Below are 16,933 nucleotides of genomic sequence, written 5' to 3'. Positions count from 1 at the left end.
ACCGGCGCGGCCTGAGGTTCGGGGGCCGTGGTCGGGGCGACAGGATTTGAACCTGCGACTTCCCGCTCCCAAAGCGGGCGCTCTACCAAGCTGAGCTACGCCCCGTTTCAACCCCGCACAGGCGGGAACGGCCTCCACGAGTCTAACGGACGGGAACGCCCGAAACGTCCGCTATGATCGATAAGTCCGGTTCGCGCCGGATTCGGTCTCTGAGCCACGCTCAGTTTCCGGGGCTGTAGCTTAGTGGTAAAGCCTCTGTCTTCCAAACAGATGATGCGAGTTCGATTCTCGTCAGCCCCTCCATCTCCCCCGAGGAGGAACGCCCGTGGCAATGTCACCAGTTCCTTCGCATGGCGGCCATCATCTCGCTCCGGCGTTCGGTGGCACGGGCATCTCCCCCGCCGCCTCTCACAGCACCCCACGTCGCAGACGAACTGGCGCCCTGCTCGCCGTGCTCAGTGCGGTGATCATCTGCGTCGCGTGCATCGGAACACAGTGGGGTGCCAACGTCGCTTACGACGACGCACGCGAGTCGTTCCAGGATGCCGTCGTGCAGACCACGTCCGGTCAGAACCAGCTCGAACAGGACATGGCTGCGCTGATGGCAACGACGGATGCCGCATCGGCCGTCGCTGCGGCGGATACCGGCTCTCTCATGGATCCCGGCGCGAAAGAGGTCCTCACCGCCGCACTGGCGGCCGCGGCAGATACCGAGGCTTCGACGAGCGTGCTCGTAGACGAGGCGCTCCCGACGGCAGAGAAGAAGCCGACCTGGGCATGGGAGCTCTTCGGCGAGGCCGCCGAGCTGAACGAAGAGCGTGACACCATGTCTGGACTGCGCTCAGAGCTCGAGTCCGCGCGGATGGCGGCTGATGATGCTGCCGAGACCGTGAATGACGCTGGCACAACGGCAATCCTGTCGGCAACGGATGCTGCGGGTGCTTTCGAGGCAGCGCACGTCTCGGCGCGCAATCTCGACATTCTCGCCTTGCGCAATACGGCGGCGGGGCTCGTCGGAGTCGAGACGCTCGATTCCGCGGTCTCCGGCACGTATGAACAGCTCGAAGCTGCGGCAGCAGCGATGCTGAGCTCGGAGCAAGCCGAGATCGCAGAGAAGCAGGGTGCTCTGTTCGAAGCTCGAACAGAGGCCGAAGCATTCGCGCGCAGCCTCGCGCCGGGAGTGCTGCTCGACTTCGACTGGTCGGCGTACGTCAACGGCTACGGCGATGCTGACAGCATGGGCGGGTTGGCCACCTGGTGGTACGGAGACCCCGGCTACGCCACGATCGAACTCTCGAACTCGGTCGCCGCCCTCTGGCCGAGCGCGCGCAGTCAGGCGCTCATCGCACATGAAGTCGGACACGCGATCAGTGTGAAATGCGAAGGCATGTATGACGACTCGAACCCGCAGAGCATCGAAGCGTGGGCGACTGCCTGGGCGATCAGCCAGGGCTTCACCGATGCCGCCAACGGGACCTCTGCGTACGGCCCTCCGCCGCAGGAGCTGGTCGCTGCAGCCGCCGGGTGCCGCTGAGCGCCTACGCCGAAGCCGCCGTGACCCTCAGGGCACGACGGCTTCGAAAAGTGATGGATCAGGCCTGTCCGCGGCGCTCACGCAGCTGCGTGAGGGCGTCATCGAGAAGCTGTACCGCTTCGTCATCGGTACGACGCTCCTTCACGTATGCGAGGTGCGTCTTGTACGGCTCGTTCTTGGCCAGCTCCGGCGGGTTCGCCTTGTCGCGGCCGGCCGGAAGACCGGACTGCGGGTGGTCGATCGTTTCGGGAATCTCGTCGTCAGGGAGTCCCGCCGCAAAGTAGCGCACGGTCTCGTTGCCGAGACCGTCCCAGTACGAGACGGCGATGCGGTCGGCGTGGTAGCCGTGATCCTGCTCGCCCATCGGTCCGGAACCGACGCGGGTTCCGCGGATCGCGTTTCCTCCAGTGGCCATGTCAGAGCACCTCGAGCTTCGTGATGAGACCCAGCGCGACGATGGAGATGAACCACACGAGCGCCAGGACGATGGTGAAACGGTTGAGGTTGCGCTCAGCGAGACCAGAGGAACCGACCGCAGAAGTCATCCCGCCACCGAACATGTCGGACAGACCGCCGCCGCGGCCCTTGTGGAGAAGGATGAGGAGTGTCAGCAGGACGCTGGTGATGCCCAGCAGAACCTGCAGAACGAACTCAAGAATTGCCACGAGGGAATGCCTTTCGATTGGGCCGTGATTGCCCGCAAGGGTCAAGTATACGCAGGTGGGGGGCCGCAGCCCCCGCACCTGCTCAGACTCCGACGTGCTTTTCGAAGCGGATGATCGCGGCGAAATCGTCGACGACGAGGCTTGCGCCACCGACCAGCGCGCCATCGACATCGGGCTCACGCATGAAGCTGGCGATGTTCGCAGCCTTCACGGATCCGCCGTAGAGGATGCGCGTGCGCGCAGCAGCGTCGTCATCCAGTGTCTTCGCCAGCACACCACGCAGAGCCGCGCAGACATCCTGCGCCTGCTGCGGTGTCGCAGCCTGGCCCGAGCCGATGGCCCAGACCGGCTCGTACGCGACCACGACGTCTGCAGAAGCAGGAACATCCTTCAGCGCCGCCTCGAGTTGACCGGCCGGCACAGCACTCGCGCCGAACTTCTCGAGGTCCTCTGCTGTCTCACCGACGCAGATCACCGGCACAAGACCGTGCTTGAGCGCTGCCTGAACCTTCGCCGCCACAACATCGTCGCCTTCGGCGTGGTACTCACGCCGCTCGGAGTGGCCGATGATGACGTACTTCGCGTCGAGCTTCGACAGGAACGCACCCGAGACCTCGCCGGTGTACGCACCGGAGTCATGAGCCGACAGGTCCTGTGCACCGAGTGCGAACGGAATCTTGTCCGCGTCGATCAGCGTCTGGACGCTGCGAATGTCGGTGAAGGGCGGGAAGACCGCGACCTCGACCGAGCCGTCCTCGTGCTTGGCGTCTTTGAGAGCCCAGTGCAGCTTCTGCACGAACGCGACCGCCTGCAGGTGGTCCAGGTTCATCTTCCAGTTTCCCGCGATCAGCGGGGTACGGGTTGTTACGCCCATCCGAGCACCTCCAGGCCGGGTAGTTTCTTGCCCTCGAGGAACTCGAGGCTTGCGCCCCCGCCCGTCGAGATGTGACCGAACTGGTCATCGGTGAAGCCGAGCTGACGCACAGCAGCCGCCGAGTCGCCGCCGCCGACCACCCCGAGGCCGTCGACCTCGGTGAGCGCCTGTGCGACGGCCTTGGTTCCCGCAGCGAAGGCGGGGAACTCGAACACGCCCATCGGGCCGTTCCAGAACACGGTCGCCGAGGAGCGGATCGCGTCTGCGAATGCCGCAGCGGTCTCGGGTCCGATGTCGAGTCCGATTCCGGATGCTCCGAACGAGGACTCTTCGATCGCATCCGCTGCGACGGTCTCGTGTGCAGCATCCGCAGAGAACGACGCGGCGACGACGACATCCGTCGGCACGACGATCTCCACTCCGCGCTCGGTCGCTTCGCTGAGGTAGCCGCGCACTGTATCGAGCTGATCCTTCTCCAGAAGGCTGGAGGCCACCGCATGCCCCTGAGCGGCGAGGAAGGTGAACAGCATTCCCCCGCCAACGAGAATCCGGTCGACGCGCGGCAGCAGGTGTGAGATGACACCGAGCTTGTCGCTGACCTTCGATCCGCCGAGCACGACCGTGTAGGGGCGCTCGGGGTTCTCGGTGAGACGGTCGAGCACATCCAGTTCAGTGGCGATCAGAAGACCGGCCGCCGAAGGAAGGATCTCGGCGAGGTCGTAGACGCTCGCCTGCTTGCGGTGCACGACGCCGAAGCCGTCCGAGACCAGCGCGTCACCGAGCTCTGCGAGCTCGCCGGCGAAAGCCTTGCGGACGGAGTCATCCTTCGAGGTCTCCCCCGCGTTGAATCGGAGGTTCTCGATGACGACGACTTCGCCGTTCTCGAGCGCCGCGACTGCCGCGCTTGCGGACTCCCCGACGGTGTCCGACGCGAATGCAACGGGCTTGTCGAGAAGCTCGGCCAGGCGCAACGCGACCGGCTCGAGGCTGTACTGCGGGTCCGGCGCACCGTCTGGGCGTCCGAGGTGAGAGCACACGATGACGCGTGCACCCTCATTGATGAGGGCGTTCAGGGTCGGCAGCGAGGCACGAACACGGCCATCGTCCGTTATGACGCCGTCCTTCAGGGGGACGTTCAGATCACAACGGACGATGACGCGCTTGCCCTCGAGCGAACCCAATGAGTCCAGGGTGCGCAGGGTCATGAGTTTCTCAGAGACGCTCTGCGACGTACTCGGTCAGGTCGACGAGACGGTTGGAGTAGCCCCACTCGTTGTCGTACCAGCTCGAGACCTTGACGAGGTTGCCGCTGACGTTGGTCAGCTCCGAGTCGAAGATCGACGAGTGCGGGTTGAGCTGGATGTCGCTCGACACGATCGGGTCCTCGGTGTACTCGAGGATTCCGTTGAGGCGACCGTCAGCTGCGGCCTCGCGGTACGCAGCGTTGATCTCTTCAACCGTGAGGTCATCGCGGTCCGAGACGATCGTCAGGTCGACAATCGAGCCGGTGGGAACCGGAACGCGGTACGAGGAGCCGCTGAGCTTGCCGTTGAGCTCGGGCAGCACCAGGCCGATGGCCTTCGCCGCACCGGTGGAGGCGGGGACGATGTTGATCGCGGCAGCGCGAGCGCGACGCAGATCGCTGTGCGGACCGTCCTGCAGGTTCTGGTCAGCGGTGTACGCGTGTGCGGTCATCATGAAGCCGCGCTGGATGCCGAACTTGTCGTTGAAGACCTTCGCAAGGGGCGCGAGGCAGTTTGTGGTGCACGATGCGTTCGAGATTATGTTGTCATTGGCTGCGTCGTAGGACTCTTCGTTCACGCCCATGACGAAGGTGCCGTCGACGTCCGTGCCGGGAGCCGAGATGATGACCTTCTTGGCGCCGCCGGCGATGTGCTTGCCAGCGTCAGCAGCGTTGGTGAAACGACCCGTCGACTCGATGACGATGTCGACGCCCAGGTCGCCCCAGGGGAGGTTGGCGGGATCGCGCTCTTCGAAGACCTTGATGGCCTTGCCACCGACGGTGATCACGTCACCCTCGTGCGAGACCTCGACGCCCAGGGGGCCGCCGACGGAGTCGTACTTCAGGAGGTGCGCGAGAGCCGCGTTATCGGTGAGGTCGTTGACTGCAACGATCTCGATGTCAGCGTTCTGTGCGAGAGCCGCACGAAGGAAATTACGTCCGATACGACCGAAGCCGTTGATACCGATCTTGACAGACACTAAGGTCTCTCCCTGTTTGTCATGCGCCGAACACAGCAGTAACACCTGCGCCGTACGCGGGGGATTTTGGCTGAGACTGCGTCCCGACGAGCCGGAGCCCGTCGGGACGCGACCCGGTTACGACAGTACCAGCAGGCCGTTCGTCTGCTTGCGCGCGACGTCGAGACGCTGCGCGACGTTCTCCCAGTTGGCGATATTCCAGGCAGCCTTGACGTAATCTGCCTTCACATTGAGGTAGTCCAGGTAGAAGGCGTGCTCCCACATGTCGAGCTGGAACAGCGGAATCGTGCCCTGTGCCGAGTTCGACTGCTGATCGAACAGCTGCTGGATGATCAGGCGCTGCCCGATCGAGTCCCAGCTGAGCACCGACCAGCCGGAGCCCTGGATGCCCATGGCCGTTGCGGTGAAGTGCGCCTGGAACTTCTCGAACGAACCGAAGTACTCGTCGATGGCTGCCTTCAGCTCACCCTCGGGCTGCCCGCCGCCGTTCGGCGAAAGGTTCGTCCAGAAGATGGAGTGGTTGACGTGACCGCCCAGGTTGAACGCGAGGTCCTTCTCGAGCTTGTTGACGTTCGCGAGGTTGCCGCTTTCGCGTGCCTCGGCGAGACCGTCGAGCGCTGCGTTGGCGCCGGTGACATAAGCCTGGTGGTGCTTGTCGTGGTGCAGCTCCATGATCTTGCCGCTGATGTGCGGCTCCAGCGCTGCGAAATCGTAGGGGAGGTCGGGGAGCGTGTATGTAGCCATGTCGCTTTTCATCCATTCCGCGCCGCGCCGCGGCGCTTGTCGGTTTCCCCACGCCATCCGAGTGCGGCGCGGAGGAGACATTTTCATCCTACTGACGACAACGCCCCTGTGGCACGGAAGCTTCCGCGAATCCCGAACGCTCTAGACGTCGAGGCCGGCAGGCACTGCCGATTCCGTCCCGGGGATGCCCTCCTGCTGCGCACGCTTGTCTGCCATCGCCAGTAGACGGCGGATTCGACCGGCAACGGCGTCCTTGGTCAGAGGCGGCTCAGCGTGATGGCCGAGTTCATCAAGACTGGCATCGCGGTGCGATAGGCGCAGTTCGCCGGCGAGCCGCAGATGGTCAGGGATCGTGTCGCCGAGGATCTCGAGAGCCCGCTCGACACGTGCACATGCGGCAACCGCCGCCTGTGCGGATCGGCGCAGGTTGGCGTCGTCGAAGTTCACGAGGCGATTCACTCCCGCACGCACCTCGCGCCGCTGGCGCATCTCTTCCCACGTCGCAGCCGTCTTCTGCGCGCCCATCTGAGCGAGGATCGATCGGATCGCTTCGCCCTCACGCACGACGACACGCGGCAGTCCGCGTACTTCTCTGGCTTTCGCTGCGACACCGAGGCGGTGCGCCGCGCCGACGAGCGCCATTGCGGCTTCCGAGGTCGGGCACGAGACTTCGAGCATTGCGGAGCGGCCAGGTTCCGACAGCGACCCCGCAGCGAGGAAGGCTCCGCGCCAGAGGCCGGCGATCTCTTCGCGAGATCCGGTCGTCAGACGGTTCGGCAGCCCGCGCACTGGCCGGCGGCGCTGATCCAGCAGACCGGTCTGGCGTGCGAGGGTCTCCCCCGCGCTGATCACACGCACCGCGTAGCGTGCACCGTCGTGTGAGCTCGCCGACTGCACCTGCGCGATCTCAGGACGCACGCCGTAGATCTCGGCAAGGTCGCGCGCCACACGACGCGCGAGCAGCTCAGCATCGACTTCGGCTTCCACCGCTACTCGACCTGCGATCGAGTGGAGCCCGCCAGCGAACCGAAGGATCGCAGTGACCTCTGCAACGCGCACCGTCGGCGGTGCGTTACGGATGCTGACGAGTTCAGCCTTGACATCGGTGGTAAGTGCCACGGGACTCCTTGAAAAGCTTGACGCGTCGGATCGCGACGCAAACAATCAGTTTACCGGCCCGGGCTCGCGTCGATTACTCCCGGCCGAGATCGCGATGGCGCACGCTGACCGCGACGCCGGGAATTTTGGCCAGCCGCTTCGCCAGCTCTTCAGCGACGGCTACGGAGCGGTGCTTGCCTCCGGTGCATCCGATCGCAACCGTCGAGTGGCCCTTGTTCTCGCGCTGATAGCCCTCCAGCACCGGCACGAGCGCGGTGGCATAGGCCTCGAGGAACTCCGATGCCCCCTCCTGCGCGAGAACGTAGTCGCGCACCTGCGGGTCTTGACCGGTGAATCCTCGCAGATCGTCATTCCAGTACGGGTTGGGCAGGAACCGCATGTCTGCCACGAGGTCCACATCCGTGGGGAGCCCGTATTTGAAGCCGAAGCTGAGAACCGTGAGCCGGTGTCGAGCAGCCCCTTCTTCAGAGAAGGTCTCAGAGATCTGCGTCGCCAGCTGATGGATGTTCAGCGAAGAGGTATCGATGACGATATCGGCGGCCTCGCGCACGAGCGTCAGGCGCGAGCGCTCCAATCGGATGCCGTCGAGAAGGGTGCCGTCCTCCTGCAGGGGGTGCGGGCGTCTGACCGATTCGAACCGTCGGACGAGCACATCGTCTGAGGCGTCGAGGAACAGCACGCGCACGCTTCCGCGCGAGCGCAGGGCTCGCGCGACCTCGGGGAAGTCGTTGAAGAGGTTCCGGCCACGGACATCGACGACCGCGGCAACCTTCGGCAGCGCGCCCCCACCGAGATCCGTGAGATCCAGCAGCGGGCGCAGCATCTGCGGGGGAAGGTTGTCGACGACGTACCAGTCCAGATCCTCGAGTGCGTTCGCGACCGTGGATCGCCCCGCACCGGACATGCCGGTAACGATGAGGAATTCGTTCTTGTCCTCGTCGGTCATCGGTGCTCCTTCCCTGTGGAGACCAGCCTATCTACTCGCGAGGTGGCTGTGGATGCTGTCAGCGAGCGTGGGGCCGATTCCAGGGATCTCCTGGATCTGCTCCGCGGTCGCATTCTTGAGCGCGGAGACCGAGCCGAAGTGCTTCAGCAGCGCCTTGATTCGGGATGCGCCGAGGCCGGGCACCTCTTCGAGAACCGTGGAGATGTCGCGTCGGCGTCGCTTTCGCTGATGGGTGATGGCGAAGCGGTGCGCTTCGTCGCGCAGTCGCTGCAGCAGATAGAGCGCTTCGCTGGTGCGCGGCAGAATCACCGGGAAATCCTCGCCCGGGAGCCACACCTCTTCCAGGCGCTTGGCAATGCCGCACAGGCCGATCTCGGTGTGTCCGGCGTCACGCAGCGCGCGTGCTGCCGCCTCGACCTGCGGCTTGCCGCCGTCGACGAGAAGCAGTTGCGGCGGATAGGAGAATCTCGGCCTCTTGCGGGTGGTGATGACTTCGCCGTCTGCCAGAGCATCATCGGTTATCGCCAGTTCGACGGGCTCGGGCTCTTCAGGTCGATCCAGGTACGCCAGTCTGCGCATGAGCACCTGATGCATGGAGTCGGTGTCATCGGTGGTCTCAGCGATGTTGAACGAGCGGTACTGGTCTTTGCGCGGCAGCCCGTCTTCGAACACCACCATCGACGCGACCACATTCGTGCCGCCGAGGTGAGAGATATCGAAGCATTCGATCCGCAGCGGCGCGGCATCGAGGCCGAGAGCCTCCTGCAGATCAGTCAGCGCCTGAGTTCGTGCGACGTAATCACTGGTGCGTTTGGTCTTGTGTCGGATCAGTGCCTGCTGCGCGTTGAGCGTGGCCGTGCGCATGAGTTCGGCACGCTGGCCGCGCTGTGCCACCGCGATCTCGACTTTGCGTCCGCGACGCTCTCGCAGCCAGAGTTCGAGTTCGACCGCGTCGTCGGGCAGCGATGGAACGAGTACGCGGCGGGGGATGTCGACACCGTCACCGTACGCGCGCTGCAGCACCTGATCGACGAGGTCGGAGCCAGAGATATCGAGCTCTTTCTCGATCGTCGTCGCGCGAACACCGCGAACGCGTCCGCCACGGATCGTGAAGTGCTGCACGGTCGCGGCGAGCTCATCCTCAGCGATGCCGAAGAGATCCGCATCTTCGTCAGCCGCCAGCACGAGCGAGCTCTTTCCCAGCACTGCCTCGATTGACGCGAGCTGGTCACGGTATCGTGCGGCGGCTTCATAGTCCATCGCCGCAGACGCCGCGTGCATCCGCTTGGTGAGTTCTTTCGTGAAGCGCTCATCACCACCCGCCATGAAGGCGACGAAGTCGTCGACGATCGCACGGTGCTCTTCGATGGTGACCTTCATCGAGCACGGGCCACCGCACTTGCCGATCTGCCCGGGAAAGCACGGGCGCCCCGTCGCCATGGCGCGCTTGTAGCTGGAGTCGCTGCAGGTGCGAATCGGGAATGCCCTGATCATCAGATCGATGGTCTCGTGCACCGCCCAGACCTTCGGGTACGGCCCGAAGTATCGTGCCCGCGGGATCTTGTGATTGCGCGTCACCAGTACGCGCGGAGCTTCATCCCCCAGCGTCACCGCCATGAACGGGTAGGACTTGTCGTCTTTGTAGCGCACGTTGAATGGCGGATCGAATTCCTTGATCCACATGTACTCCAGCTGCAGGGAATCCACATCGGTGGGTACGACGGTCCATTCCACGGATGCCGCAGTCGTCACCATGCGTCTGGTGCGCTCGTGCAGCGTGCGCAGTGGCGCGAAGTAGTTCGACAGACGCTGTCGCAGGTTCTTCGCCTTGCCGACGTACAGCACGCGGCCCGATGCATCGAGGAAGCGATACACCCCGGGAGCCGTCGGAATCTCTCCCTGCTTCGGTTTGTATGGGAGGACGTCGGCCATCAGCTGGCCTTCCGAGCCCCGCGCCCGTCTTCGAGGATCTCGGCGAGGAAGAGCCCGGTGTGACTGGATTCGACCTGCGCGATCTGCTCAGGAGTTCCGGTCGCGAGGATCTCTCCGCCACCTGCACCACCTTCAGGACCGAGATCGATGACCCAGTCCGCGGACTTGATCACATCGAGGTTGTGCTCGATCACGATCACCGTATTGCCCTTATCGACCAACCCGCCCAGCACCTCGAGAAGTTTGCGCACGTCTTCGAAGTGGAGACCGGTGGTCGGCTCGTCGAGCACGTAGACGCTGCGACCGTTGCTGCGGCGCTGGAGTTCGGTTGCGAGCTTCACACGCTGCGCCTCACCGCCCGACAGGGTCGTCGCCGACTGTCCGAGACGGACATACCCGAGGCCGACGTCGACGAGGGTCTTCATGTAGCGGTGGATCGCCTGGATCGGCTCGAAGAACTCGGCTGCCTCTGCGATAGGCATCTCGAGGACTTCAGCGATGTTCTTTCCTTTGTAGTGCACGGCAAGTGTGTCGCGGTTGTAGCGCTTTCCGTGGCAGACCTCGCAGTCGACGTAGACGTCGGGGAGGAAGTTCATCTCGATCTTGATCGTTCCATCGCCGGAGCACGCCTCGCAGCGGCCTCCCTTGACGTTGAAGCTGAACCGGCCCGGCTGATAACCGCGAACCTTCGCCTCTGGCGTCTCGGCGAACAGCGATCGGATGCGATCGAAGACACCCGTATAGGTCGCCGGATTCGACCGCGGGGTACGCCCGATGGGCGCCTGATCGACGTGGACCACCTTGTCGAGGTTGTCGAGACCGGTGACACGGGTGTGTTTGCCCGCGAGCTTGCGAGCACCATTGAGCTTGGAAGCGAGAACGCGATAAAGGATGTCGTTGACCAGCGAAGACTTTCCCGAACCGCTGACGCCGGTTACAGCGGTCAGCACGCCCAGCGGGAAATCTGTCGTGACGTTCTTCAAGTTGTTCTCACGAGCGCCCACGACGGTCAGCTGTCGCTTCTTGTCGATCTTGCGCCGCTTCTTCGGCGTGGGAATCTCACGCCGACCTGCGAGGTAGTCGCCGGTCACCGATTCCGGTTCGCTGAGCAGCGCCGAATACGGACCGGAATGCACCACTGCGCCGCCGTTGACACCGGCTCCAGGACCGATATCGACGACCCAGTCGGCCGCTTCGATCGTCTCTTCGTCATGCTCGACGACGATGAGCGTGTTGCCGAGATCGCGGAGTTTCTGGAGCGTGTCGATCAGTCGCCGGTTATCGCGCTGGTGCAGACCGATCGAGGGCTCATCCAGCACATAGAGCACACCGGTGAGTCCAGAGCCGATCTGAGTGGCCAGCCGAATACGCTGCGCCTCGCCGCCCGAGAGCGAACCGGCGGCCCGGCTGAGGTTCAAATAGTTCAGACCGACCTGCAGCAGGAAATCGAGGCGAAGGCGGATCTCGCGCAGCACCTGGGCTGCGATCTTCGCCTCGCGCTCGGTGAGCGTCAGCTGCTCCATGAAGGTTCGCGCGTCCGAGAGGCTGAGCTGAGAAACCTCGGCGATCGAGCGATTGTGCACCTTGACTGCGAGCACTTCTGGCTTGAGGCGAGTGCCGTCGCACACCGGGCATGGGACCTCACGCAGGTATTCGCCCCAGCGCGCACGCTGGGTGTCGCTCTCTGCCTGTGCGTACTGCCGCTCGATGTAGGGCACGACGCCCTCGAATCCCGAGGCGTACCGCATCTCCCTGCCGTAGCGGTTCTTCCACTTGACGGTGACCTTGTAGTTGTCTCCGCGCAGCACAGCGTCCTGCACATCGACGCGCAGGTCTCGCCACGGCGTATCGAGCGAGAAGTTGAGGTCGCGCGCAAGACCCTCGAGCAGTCTCTCGTAGTACTGGAAGAGCCCCTTGCCCTGAGTGGTCCACGGAATGATGGCGCCCTCACGGATCGAGAGGTCTTCATCGCCGAGCATGAGATCGACGTCCACCGACATGCGAGTGCCGAGTCCCGAGCAGGTGGGGCAGGCGCCGAACGGCGCGTTGAACGAGAAGGTGCGGGGTTCGATCTCAGTCAGCGTGATGGCGTGCCCGTTCGGACACGCGAGCTTCTCGGAGAACGACTGCCATGCGTCATCGCCCTCGCCGTCAACGAAGTTGATCTGCATGACACCGCCGGCCAGCCCCAGGGCGGTCTCGACTGAATCAGTGACGCGTCCGAGAATGTCATCGGATGCCACCAGGCGGTCGACGACGACGGCGATGTCGTGCTTATAGCTCTTCTTGAGCTTCGGCGGCTCGGCGAGCTGGATGAGCTCACCGTCGACGATCGCACGCGAGTAGCCCTTCGCCCCGAGCTCACGGAACAGATCGACGAACTCGCCCTTCTTCTGCGAGACGATCGGCGCGACGATCTGGTAACGGGTGCGGTCTTCCAGCTCCATAAGCTGGTCGGCGATCTGCTGCACGGTCTGCCGCTGGATGCGTTCGCCGCATTCCGGGCAGTGCGGGATCCCGATTCGCGCCCAGAGGAGGCGCATGTAGTCGTAGATCTCAGTGATCGTGCCCACGGTGGAACGCGGGTTGCGGTTCGTCGACTTCTGGTCGATCGAAACCGCAGGACTCAATCCTTCGATGAAGTCGACGTCGGGGCGATCAACCTGCCCGAGGAACTGCCGCGCATATGCGCTCAGCGACTCGACGTAGCGACGCTGTCCCTCCGCGAAGATCGTGTCGAACGCGAGGCTGGACTTTCCGGAACCGGAAAGACCAGTGAACACCACCAGCGAGTCGCGTGGGATGTCGAGATCAACGTTCTTGAGGTTGTGTACGCGGGCACCACGAACACTGAGTTTTCCTGGGGTGGCAACGGGGACAATGGGCACCGCACAAGTCTACGAGGGGCTACGGACATTGGCTCCACGCGCACTCAGGAGCGCGGAGAGCCCACACCTGTGCGCAGCAGGAAGAGCACCGCGAAAGCCGCGGCGGCAACGGCCCCGGCCAATGCAGCGAGCCCGAACCCGTCCTCGCGCTGGACGAGCATCGCGGCCACCGTGAGCGGCTGTGCAATCGCCTGCACCGCGAGCAGCCGGTAAAGTCCCGGACGGAGGGCGCGAAGCACAACCCGTCCCCGCCACGGTACGAGCGGCAGCAGTGTGCACAGCGCACACATGATGTGCGCGACTGCAACCGCGACCATCGCCTGCCAGATGCCGGGATCCGCCATCAGCATCCCGATTGCCACGCACACAATCGACAGCCATCCGCCAAGACTCTGCGGAAACAGCATCCCGAGCAGTGCGGTACCGACGACGATGAACTGCCACCCCGCGACGGGAATCAGCAGAACCGCTCCCACCGCAGCCACCACGACCAGCGAGAGATGCAGCACAGCACCAGGAACGGCGGGGCCGGTGCGCATCTTGTCGTTCGTGCGTGCACCCGTGTTCATCGTCGGCTCCTCGCCATTGCGGCCAGGTCGGTTGCTGCCTCGTCGCTCCAGGCGACGACATCGACGTCGGCTGCGCGCAGATCATGCAGCACGTCCTCTCGCTCCGCGAGCACCGTGCGCAGTGCGATCTGCTGCTCGCGGTTGATCCGGCTGGTATCGAGCGTCGGAAGAACATCGACAGCGATGACCCGGTGACCGGATGCTCGCCACATCAGCGCGATCTCGGATGCGGCTCCCGCGAAGAAAGTCGAGAGAACGAAAACCACCGAGGCGTGCGGCACTGGTGGTGTGCGCAGGAAACGCGCATCCTCCCCCGCCTGCCCCGTCGCGGCGATCGCGGCTTCCACACGTGCCAGGTGCCGTGACCCTGCACCGCTGCGCACAGATCGTCCACCGTGCGTGAGCACATGGAATGCGACGCGGTCGCCTCCGACGATCGATGCCGCTGCGATCGACCGGGCAGCATGACGCGAACGGTCAACGGAGGTGACTCCGCTGCGGACGAGGTCCCCGCTCCCCCACGTCGCCACGACGGTGCCCAGATCGTCTGCGGTATCCATCGCGATGACCATGGTCGCGTCGCTGAGCGTGTTCGTCCTGCGCACCATCAGATCGCCAGGGCGACGTGCCATCCGAGCCGTCGCCTTCCAATCGACCCGACGCAACTCATCCCCCCGGACGAACTGGTGAATGTCTCGAAAGTCGCCGCCCTGTCCGACTCTCCGACCCTCATGACTGCCGTGGGTGCCGGTGAGCCGGGGAGACAACGGCAGCCTCGGCAGTTTCGCCGACCGAGGCGCGATGTTGCGGATCCCTTCGACGACCGCAGTCGACGGCCCGAGGACAGCACCACCGGCATCCGCTCCCCGCGCAGCGGCCCGCACAGCAGCCACTGGCCCTGAGTGCAATGAGCGACTGAGTGAGGTCGCCACCGCTCCATTGGCAGGGACGATCAGTCGCCGCGTGCGCCGCTCTGACTGAACGACCACGAGCTGAGCGAGCTCTGCTTCGCCGGTCACGCGCACATCCGTGCGCAGCATCCCGTCGTCTTCCGCATCGGGAACGCTGCTGAGCTCGATCTCGACGCCTTCGACATCTTGGCGACGGGAGACAGCCACAACGCTGAGAATCGCCAACGGGAGCCCCATGGCGACGATGTCAGCACGAGAGAAGACGAGGCCTGCACTGGCGAGCGCTATCGCAGCGAGGAACCCGAGAACGACTCCGGGACCCCAGCGGCCGCGCACACCGCGGCTGGTCACTCGGGGACGCCCACCGTCGGCGGCACGGGCACCAGCGCGATGACGTTCCGGACGATCTGCTCCGCGCTGACGCCCTGTGCCCAGGCCTGTGGGGTGAGCGTCAAGCGATGAGCGAGGACGGGCACCGCGATCCGCTTGATGTCATCCGGTCTGACGAAGTCTCGGCCGTCAAGTGCTGCGAGGGCTCGGCCGAGCAGCAGGAGCCCGAGCGATCCACGGGGCGACGCGCCGACCGCGACGTTCTGCGCGTGCCGCGTAGCGCGTGCGATCTCGACGCAGTAGCGCGCAATATCCGGATGGACGTGGATCGCTTCGACCGCTCGCTGCACTTCCAGAAGGCGCGCGGTATCGATCACGGGCGCGACGTGGGTGGCCTCCTGCTGGCGGGCCATTCGGTTCAGCAGAATCTGCGTCTCGCCTTCAGTCTCCTGATATCCGACCGCCAGACGCACCATGAACCGATCCAGTTGAGCCTCGGGCAACGCGTACGTCCCCTCGTACTCGATCGGATTCGAGGTGGCGATGACATGGAACGGCGTGGGCAGGGCGAAGCTGTTCCCCTCGACAGTCACCTGCCGCTCGGCCATCGCTTCAAGCATCGCCGACTGGGTTTTCGGGGTGGTGCGGTTGATCTCGTCCGCCAGCAGCAATCCCGCGAAGATCGGCCCTGGGCGGAACACGAACTCGCCGGTATCGGGGGCATACACATAAGATCCGGTCACGTCTCCCGGGAGCATGTCCGGCGTGCACTGCAGACGCCGGAAGTCGAGGCCGAGTGCTGATGCCAGGCTCCGTGCAGCGACAGTCTTTCCGAGACCGGGCACGTCCTCGAACAGCACGTGCCCGCCGGCGAGGATAGTCGCCAGCGCGATCTCAAGGGGATCGTCCATTCCGACAACGACAGTGCGGACCGCCGCGAGAATCTGGGCGCCGGTTTCTGCGATGGAAGTGTCCTGCGTCATTGCTTCTCCTTGTTCGCCGCGAGCGAGTCGATGACCGTCAGCGCTCGCTCGATATCTTGAATCTTCGTACCCGGCCCCGAGAGCCGATCCCAGAGTCCTTCGCCGATGAGCGCATCGATCTGTGCACGATGCACGGGCTCGTCGATATCCAGACCGCGTCTGAGCAGCCGTCGTCTGAGCACACTGCGCACCCGCCTCGTCGCGAGCTCACCAGCCTCGCCAGTGCGAGGGTTCAAGGACCACGCCATACGAGAGACATCAGTGCCACGCTGTTCTCTGCGTATCGGAATGTCTGGCGCGTCGACCCGCGCGTCCTCGGGGATCACAAGCTGCGCGCTGACCACGACCATCCCGGCGATCACGGCCCATGAGAACGCGAAGACCGGCTCAACCCGGAGACCGAACAGCAGGATCAGAGCTGTGCCCGCAGCAACCGCTATCGCTGCGATGATCCGACCGCGCGTCATCGCCATCCCTCCTCGATCGCACGGAGGGCGCTACGGGCACCCGTGCGGTCATCCTCGTCTGCCACATGCCCGCCGAACCGGACACGCTCATACAGCTCAAGCAGCTCCTGCGCGGCAGAACCGATCCCCGCTCGACGCATGATGATGCGCAGCGTGAACTCCGACGGCGTCTCGCTCACCCCACGGGTGAGAGCGGCATCGGCCGCGCTCTCTTCGAGCCCCACCCACGCCGCAATGATCGCATCGGTCGGCTGCGCGCGCTCATCGACCGCGCGCAGCGCACCTTCGATCCCGCGTCGGATAACCGGTGCCGCCGCTTCCTCATCCTGCGGCACATCGTGCGCGCTCAGCTCATAGGCCACCTCGTCACCGCTGCGAATCGCGAGCGGCCGGTTGAGCCAAGCGCGGATCAGGGCCCGCACCAGCACGATTCCGAGTGCGATAAGAATCAATGCGCCGAGGATGAGGAGAACAATGCCGATGACTGCCGTCAGCACATCATTGACGGGCTGGGGCGTCGGCGTACCGCTCGGCGTGCTGGTCGGAAGGGGGATCACGGGCAGAGAATCGTTGATCGGCTGCGTGTCGAGCGGTTCGATCGTCGGCGTTCCCTGCACCGCCGCGGCAAACATCACGATGACGAACAGGCCCACCAGGCTCACAAGGGCGATGCTGCGCCTCATGTCCCGCACCATTTGGAAGACAGGAGCGGCGACGACATGCCTTTCAGACTATGGCGCAGTGCTGG

Annotated in this window: 16 protein-coding genes and 2 tRNA genes; 2 read left to right on the top strand and 16 right to left on the bottom strand. The window is 64.5% G+C overall.

Annotation, left to right across the window (positions count from 1 at the left end):
* Nucleotides 1–28: 28 nt before the first annotated feature.
* Nucleotides 29–105, bottom strand: a tRNA-Pro gene (locus ACN0RC_RS10260).
* Nucleotides 106–229: 124 nt separating this feature from the next.
* Between ACN0RC_RS10260 and ACN0RC_RS10255 the strand changes: the two genes are divergently transcribed.
* A tRNA-Gly gene (locus ACN0RC_RS10255) sits at nt 230–303 on the top strand.
* Between the two features lie 22 nt (nt 304–325).
* The gene (locus tag ACN0RC_RS10250; protein ID WP_417511364.1) at nt 326–1,534 is read left to right on the top strand and encodes a hypothetical protein; all 1,209 of its coding nucleotides are present in this window, start codon (nt 326–328) and stop codon (nt 1,532–1,534) included.
* 58 nt (nt 1,535–1,592) lie between these two features.
* Here the strand turns inward: ACN0RC_RS10250 and ACN0RC_RS10245 are convergent, their stop codons facing one another.
* From ACN0RC_RS10245 to ACN0RC_RS10175, 15 genes are all read right to left on the bottom strand, one after another.
* On the bottom strand, nt 1,593–1,949 hold the full coding sequence (locus ACN0RC_RS10245) for an RNA polymerase-binding protein RbpA (RefSeq protein ID WP_417511362.1): 357 nt from the start codon (nt 1,947–1,949) through the stop codon (nt 1,593–1,595).
* Nucleotide 1,950: 1 nt separating this feature from the next.
* Entirely contained in the window at nt 1,951–2,199 is a 249-nt protein-coding gene (gene secG / locus ACN0RC_RS10240) for a preprotein translocase subunit SecG (protein ID WP_417511360.1), read from the bottom strand.
* 82 nt (nt 2,200–2,281) lie between these two features.
* Nucleotides 2,282–3,073, bottom strand: a complete 792-nt coding sequence (gene tpiA / locus ACN0RC_RS10235; protein WP_417511358.1) for a triose-phosphate isomerase — start codon at nt 3,071–3,073, stop codon at nt 2,282–2,284.
* A complete protein-coding gene (locus ACN0RC_RS10230; RefSeq protein WP_417511356.1) occupies nt 3,064–4,278 on the bottom strand; it encodes a phosphoglycerate kinase in 1,215 nt (404 codons plus the stop codon). The genes tpiA and ACN0RC_RS10230 overlap by 10 nt, the downstream gene beginning before the upstream one ends.
* A 7-nt stretch (nt 4,279–4,285) precedes the next feature.
* Nucleotides 4,286–5,296: a type I glyceraldehyde-3-phosphate dehydrogenase gene (gene gap, locus ACN0RC_RS10225; protein ID WP_417511354.1), complete on the bottom strand. Its 1,011-nt coding sequence runs from the start codon at nt 5,294–5,296 to the stop codon at nt 4,286–4,288.
* A 117-nt stretch (nt 5,297–5,413) separates the two neighbouring features.
* Nucleotides 5,414–6,040 carry a superoxide dismutase gene (locus tag ACN0RC_RS10220; protein ID WP_417511352.1) on the bottom strand — a complete coding sequence of 209 codons (627 nt, stop codon included), beginning with the start codon at nt 6,038–6,040 and terminating at the stop codon, nt 5,414–5,416.
* Between the two features lie 141 nt (nt 6,041–6,181).
* Nucleotides 6,182–7,159, bottom strand: coding sequence for a DNA-binding protein WhiA (gene whiA / locus ACN0RC_RS10215; RefSeq protein ID WP_417511350.1), 978 nt, complete (start codon nt 7,157–7,159; stop codon nt 6,182–6,184).
* 73 nt (nt 7,160–7,232) lie between these two features.
* Nucleotides 7,233–8,105 carry an RNase adapter RapZ gene (gene rapZ, locus ACN0RC_RS10210; protein ID WP_417511348.1) on the bottom strand — a complete coding sequence of 291 codons (873 nt, stop codon included), beginning with the start codon at nt 8,103–8,105 and terminating at the stop codon, nt 7,233–7,235.
* A 27-nt stretch (nt 8,106–8,132) separates the two neighbouring features.
* Nucleotides 8,133–10,037, bottom strand: a complete 1,905-nt coding sequence (uvrC, locus tag ACN0RC_RS10205; protein WP_417511346.1) for an excinuclease ABC subunit UvrC — start codon at nt 10,035–10,037, stop codon at nt 8,133–8,135.
* The gene (gene uvrA, locus ACN0RC_RS10200; RefSeq protein ID WP_417511344.1) at nt 10,037–12,925 is read right to left on the bottom strand and encodes an excinuclease ABC subunit UvrA; all 2,889 of its coding nucleotides are present in this window, start codon (nt 12,923–12,925) and stop codon (nt 10,037–10,039) included. Before uvrA ends, uvrC begins: the two co-directional genes overlap by 1 nt.
* A 44-nt stretch (nt 12,926–12,969) precedes the next feature.
* On the bottom strand, nt 12,970–13,494 hold the full coding sequence (locus ACN0RC_RS10195) for a hypothetical protein (protein ID WP_417511342.1): 525 nt from the start codon (nt 13,492–13,494) through the stop codon (nt 12,970–12,972).
* A complete protein-coding gene (locus tag ACN0RC_RS10190; protein WP_417511340.1) occupies nt 13,491–14,756 on the bottom strand; it encodes a DUF58 domain-containing protein in 1,266 nt (421 codons plus the stop codon). Before ACN0RC_RS10190 ends, ACN0RC_RS10195 begins: the two co-directional genes overlap by 4 nt.
* Nucleotides 14,753–15,718, bottom strand: coding sequence for an AAA family ATPase (locus tag ACN0RC_RS10185; protein WP_417511338.1), 966 nt, complete (start codon nt 15,716–15,718; stop codon nt 14,753–14,755). The genes ACN0RC_RS10190 and ACN0RC_RS10185 overlap by 4 nt, the downstream gene beginning before the upstream one ends.
* Nucleotides 15,715–16,191, bottom strand: a complete 477-nt coding sequence (locus ACN0RC_RS10180) for a hypothetical protein (protein ID WP_417511336.1) — start codon at nt 16,189–16,191, stop codon at nt 15,715–15,717. The genes ACN0RC_RS10185 and ACN0RC_RS10180 overlap by 4 nt, the downstream gene beginning before the upstream one ends.
* Nucleotides 16,182–16,868, bottom strand: coding sequence for a DUF4129 domain-containing protein (locus tag ACN0RC_RS10175; RefSeq protein WP_417511334.1), 687 nt, complete (start codon nt 16,866–16,868; stop codon nt 16,182–16,184). Before ACN0RC_RS10175 ends, ACN0RC_RS10180 begins: the two co-directional genes overlap by 10 nt.
* Nucleotides 16,869–16,933: the final 65 nt, after the last annotated feature.

Origin of the sequence: Microbacterium sp. (assembly GCF_048259935.1) — a bacterium.
Classification (GTDB): domain Bacteria; phylum Actinomycetota; class Actinomycetes; order Actinomycetales; family Microbacteriaceae; genus Microbacterium.
This window is presented reverse-complemented; position numbering and strand designations above follow the sequence as displayed.